This is a genomic window from Streptomyces carpinensis (genome assembly GCF_002154505.1).
Taxonomy (GTDB): Bacteria; Actinomycetota; Actinomycetes; order Streptomycetales; family Streptomycetaceae; genus Streptomyces; species Streptomyces carpinensis.
In genome coordinates this window covers 1-5,009 of sequence record NZ_MUBM01000423.1, presented here as the reverse complement: position 1 = coordinate 5,009, position 5,009 = coordinate 1, and the positions used below count along the sequence as shown (strand labels likewise).

Here is a 5,009-nt window from a genome sequence, read left to right as displayed (position 1 = left end):
CGGTGGAGGCTGTCGAGGGGGTGAGGGGCTGACGGGCAAGGGCGAGCGGTTGAGGGACGAGCATGTGTACGGCTAACCGACGGAGGTCGTCGACGAGCTGGTCCGGCAGTTGCTCGGGATACTCCGGCCGGTTAGATGGCCGGCCGGGTAGTTCGAAAGTTTCGGGGCTTGATCGGTCACCTTGCGGCCGACCTCGGTGAACTCCAGCTGGGCGCTCCTAGTGACCGTCGCGCGTTCGCCGGTCCGTGAATTGTGCCCTGCATACGCCTTGACCCTGGTGAACGGCCGACCTTACATTCCCTCGAGTCATTCGTACTCTTGATGTGCGTTCACATATGTGATCATCGTTGAGTGAGGTCACCGTGCTCGAGGGCATTCTGTTCTTCCCGGTCACTCCCTTCACGGCAGATGGGTCGGTAGATATTTCGAAACTTTCGGTCCATCTTGAGTCCGGGATCGGGGCCGGCGCGGGCGGGGTGTTCGCCGCATGCGGAACGGGGGAGTTCCACGCGCTCGGGGTGCAGGAGTTCGCCGCTGCGGTGCGCACCGCGGTGGAGGTGGCCGGCGGCCGGGTCCCGGTCTTCGCCGGCGCGGGGGGTCCGCTGCCCCTGGCCCGGCAGTACGCGCAGGCCGCGGAGGAGGCCGGTGCGGACGGGCTGCTGCTGATGCCCCCGTACCTGGTGGCGGGACCGCCGGCCGGACTGGTGGCCTACGTGCGCCAGGTGCTGGCGGCCACGTCGCTGCCGGCGATCGTCTACCAGCGCGGCACGGCCCGGTTCGACGTCCCCTCGGCCCTCGAAGTGGCCCGCCTGCCGCAGGTGGTGGGCCTGAAGGACGGCACCGGCGACCTGGACCTGCTCGCGCGGATCGTCACCGCGGTGCGGTCCGATCCGGCCACCGGCGGCAGGGACTTCCAGTTCTTCAACGGGATGCCCACCGCCGAGGGAACGGTACTCGCCTACCGGGGCATCGGCGTCGGGCTCTACTCCTCGGCGGTCTTCTGCTTCGCACCAAAGATCGCCCTCGCCTTCCACCGGGCCGTCACCGCGGGGGACGACGACACGGTGCAGCGGCTGCTCGCCGGCTTCTTCCATCCCCTGATCACGCTGCGCGAGCGCGTTCCCGGCTACTCGGTGGCCCTGGTCAAGGCGGGCGTCCGGCTGAGGGGACTGGACGTGGGCGGCGTGCGTCCGCCGCTGGCCGATCCGGCGCCCGAGCATCTGGCCGAGCTGGAAGAGCTCATCGCAAGGGGCTCGGCCCTCCTCACAGATGCCCTCCCGGCCGGCGGGGCCGCCGTGACCGCCCAGGCGGCGGTCCGATGAGCGAAGGGCTGCGGATCACCCGTGTCGACATCACCCCCGTGGCGTTCAAGGACCCCGCCCTCCTCAACGCCGTCGGCGTCCACGAGCCCTACGCGCTGCGCGCCGTCGTCGAGGTGACGACCGATCAGGGCGTCACCGGACTGGGCGAGACCTACGCCGACGAGGGCCACCTGCGCAGGCTGCGCGCGGCCGCCGACGCGATCACCGGGATGGACGTCCACGAACTCGGCCCGATGCACCGGCGGATCGCCGGGGTGCTCGGCGGGGACAGCGGCGGCGACGGCCACGGACTGACCGGCATGATCACCACGAGCAGCACGGTGGACCGGGTCTTCGCCCCGTTCGAGGTGGCCTGCCTGGACATCCGGGGCCGTGCCGCCGGCCGCCCGGTCTGCGACCTGCTCGGCGGCGCCGTCCGCGACCGGGTGCCGTTCAGCGCCTACCTCTTCTACAAGTGGGCCGCGCACCCGGGCCACGAGCCCGACGACTGGGGCCCCGCCCTGGACCCGGAGGGCATCGTCGCACAGGCCCGGCGCATGGTGCGGGAGTACGGCTTCACGGCGATCAAACTCAAGGGCGGCGTCATGCCGCCCGAGCAGGAGGTGGAGGCGGTCCTGGCCCTGCGGGAGGCGTTCCCCGGCGTCCCGCTGCGCCTGGACCCCAACGCCGCCTGGACCGTGGAGACCTCGCTGAAGGTGGCCCGCGACCTGGAAGGGGTCCTGGAGTACCTGGAGGACCCCACGCCCGGCCAGGAGGGCATGGCCCGCGTCGCCCGCGAGGCGGCGATGCCGCTGGCCACCAACATGTGTGTGGTCGCCTTCGACGAACTGCCCTCCGCGGTGCGCGGCGACGCGGTGCAGGTCGTGCTCTCCGACCACCACTACTGGGGCGGTCTGCACCGCTCCAAGCTGCTCGCGGGAATCTGCGACACCTTCGGTCTGGGCCTGTCCATGCACTCCAACTCCCACCTCGGCATCAGCCTGGCCGCGATGACCCACCTGGCCGCCGCCACGGAGAACCTCACCTACGCCTGCGACACGCACTGGCCGTGGAAGGACCCGGCGGAGGACGTGGTCGTCCCCGGCACGCTCGGCTTCCGTGACGGCTCGGTCGCCGTGCCCCGCGCCCCGGGCCTCGGCGTGGAACTGGACCGCGACGCGCTGGCCCGGCTGCACGAGCAGTACGTGCGTTGCGGCCTGCGCAACCGGGACGACACCGGCTACATGCGCCGGCTGGATCCGTCGTACGAGAAGAAGTCCCCGCGCTGGTGACCCCGGGCCGCACCCGTCGGCCCTCTCGACCCCGAAGCGCCCGCCATGTGACCGGAGTCCTCCTCGCGCCCCCGACGGCCACGCCCCGAGGGCCTTCGCACCCCTGACCCTGTCCCCGAACCTCCTCGCGACAAGAAGGTCCTCCCATGCACTGGCTCGACTGGGCCGCCGTCGGCGCCTACTTCCTGGTGATGCTCCTCATCGGAGTGTGGTCGCACCGGCGCGTCAACGACGTCTCCGACTACTTCACCGGCGGCGGCAGGATGCCCTGGTGGCTGACCGGCATCTCGCACCACATGTCCGGCTACAGCGCCGCCGTGTTCGTCGCCTACGCCGCCGTCGCCTACAACTACGGCATCACCGTCTACGTCTGGGCGTTCCTGCCGCTCGCCCTCGGAACCGGCGTCGGCGCCTGGCTCTTCGCCCCCCGGTGGAACCGGCTGCAACGGCGCTACAAGGTGGCCTCCCCGCTGGAGTACCTCGCCCGCCGCTACGACATCCCCACCCAGCAGGCACTGGCCTGGAGCGGTGCCCTGCTCAAGGTCTTCGACGTCGCCGCCAAATGGGCCTCGGTGGCGGTGCTCCTGAAGGTCTTCACCGGCATGTCGATGACCAACGGCATCCTGCTGACCGGCGTCGTCACCCTGCTGTACTGCACGGTCGGCGGTCTGTGGGCGGACGCCCTCACCGAGTTCGGCCAGTTCGTCATCCAGGGTGTGGCCGCGCTGTCGATGATGTGGGTGGTCCTCGACCGGCTCGGCGGCGTGTCGAGCCTCGGCAGCCTGTGGCACCGGCTGCCGTCCGGTCACACGCACCCGCTCGTGGGTCCCTACACGGCCGGCTTCCTCACCGCGTACGTCGTCGTGAAGCTCTTCGAGTACAACGGCGGCATGTGGAACCTGGCCCAGCGCTACATGGCCACCGACTCACCGCGTGCCGCCCGCCGCTCGGCCGGGCTGTCGGCCACCCTGTACCTGGTCTGGCCCGCCGTGCTGCTGCTGCCCGCGGTCGCCGCGCCGGTGCTCATGCCGCATATCAAGGACCCGCAGCAGACGTACGCGCTGATGGCGCAGTCCTACCTGCCGATGGGTCTGGTGGGCCTCACCCTGGCCGGAATGTTCTCCCACACCATGGCCATGGCCTCCTCCGACGCGAACGCCATCTCGGCCGTGGTCACCCGTGACATCCTGCCCGCCCTGCTCCCCGGCTTCCGCGACGCGAGCACCGAGCGCGGCCTGCGCGTGGCCCGGGTGGTCACGGTCGTCTTCATCACCGTCTCCATGGTCGTGGCCATCGAGGCCGACCACTTCGGCGGAGTCCTCGGGATCATCGTCGGCATGGTCGCGGCCGTCATGGGCCCGATCTCCATCCCCATGCTGCTGGGCCTGCTGCCGGCCTTCCGCCGCTGCGGTCCCCGCGCCGCCCTCGCCTCCTGGGCGCTCGGCCTCGGTGGCTACTTCCTCGTCAAGTACGGCCTGGACGGGGCCTCGCAGACCACCGTGGTCGTCACCCCGCTGGTCACCTCGCTCGTCGTGTACATCGGCCTCGGCCTGCTGCTGCCGGAACCGGACGAGGACGCCGACGCCGTCGTGGCGGCGGTCTCCGGCCCGGAGCCCGGCCCCGAGACCGCCGCCCTGAACCCGCTGGCGGAGCAGGCCTGACGGTTTCCGGCTCTTCCGGCTCGACCGGGGCTTTCCGGGCACCACCCGGCTCCACCGGGGCTCTCCGGGCACCACCCGGCACCACCCGGCACCACCCGGCACCACCCGGCACCACCCGGCACCACCCGGCCACCGAAAACAGATGGAGGTAATCCGCGGATGAAGAGATCCTCGCTGGTGAGCGTCGCCGTCGCGCTGGTCGTCGGCGCGGCGGGCTTCACCACGCACCCGGCGTCCGGTACGGGCGACGCGGCACCCCGGTCCGCGCAGGCCGCCGCAGCCGCCACGACCGAGAGCGGTCACTGGGTGGACACCTGGGCGTCCATGCCCCAGTTGACCGAGGCCGGCAACATGCCGCCCGCGCCCTTCACCGAGACCGACCGCGTGTTCGAGCACGCCACGCTGCGCCAGACCGTGCACGTCTCGGTGGGCGGGCAGCACCTGCGGCTGCGCTTCTCCAACGCGTTCGGCGGCACCGACCTGCCCATCACCGGTGTCTCCGTGGCACGCCCGGCCGACGGCAAGGCGGGCGTCGGTGCGATCGTGCCCGGCAGCGCCCGGCCGGTGACGTTCGGCGGCCGACCGGGCTTCGACGTCCCGATGGGCGCCCAGGCGGTCAGCGACCCGCTGGACTTCGACGTCCGGCCCGGAACCAACCTCACCGTGACCCTCTACCTCGCCGACGGCCAGGCCTCCACCTCCATCACCTCACACCCGGGATCGCGCACGACGTCCTACATGCTCGCCGGCGAGCA

The 5,009-nt window shown here is 71.4% G+C and carries 3 protein-coding genes and 1 pseudogene; all 4 read left to right on the top strand.

From position 1 onward, the window contains the following. The first annotated feature begins 347 nt into the window (after nt 1–347). Nucleotides 348–1,322 (top strand): 5-dehydro-4-deoxyglucarate dehydratase, encoded by a 975-nt coding sequence (locus tag BZY54_RS41635; RefSeq protein WP_208640927.1) that lies wholly within the window; start codon nt 348–350, stop codon nt 1,320–1,322. Continuing rightward, complete coding sequence (locus BZY54_RS41630) at nt 1,319–2,593, top strand: glucarate dehydratase family protein (protein ID WP_086730562.1); 1,275 nt, start codon at nt 1,319–1,321, stop codon at nt 2,591–2,593. Before BZY54_RS41635 ends, BZY54_RS41630 begins: the two co-directional genes overlap by 4 nt. Nucleotides 2,594–2,739: 146 nt before the next feature. Continuing rightward, complete coding sequence (locus BZY54_RS41625; protein WP_086730561.1) at nt 2,740–4,254, top strand: sodium:solute symporter family protein; 1,515 nt, start codon at nt 2,740–2,742, stop codon at nt 4,252–4,254. A 159-nt stretch (nt 4,255–4,413) separates the two neighbouring features. After that, a pseudogene (locus BZY54_RS41620) lies at nt 4,414–5,009 on the top strand (SGNH/GDSL hydrolase family protein); the annotation flags it as partial.

Coding starts and splice junctions, on each gene's coding strand:
- BZY54_RS41630 (WP_086730562.1), top strand. CDS start 1,319: ATGAGCGAAGGGCTGCGGATCACCCGTGTCGACATCACCCCCGTGGCG.
- BZY54_RS41625 (WP_086730561.1), top strand. CDS start 2,740: ATGCACTGGCTCGACTGGGCCGCCGTCGGCGCCTACTTCCTGGTGATG.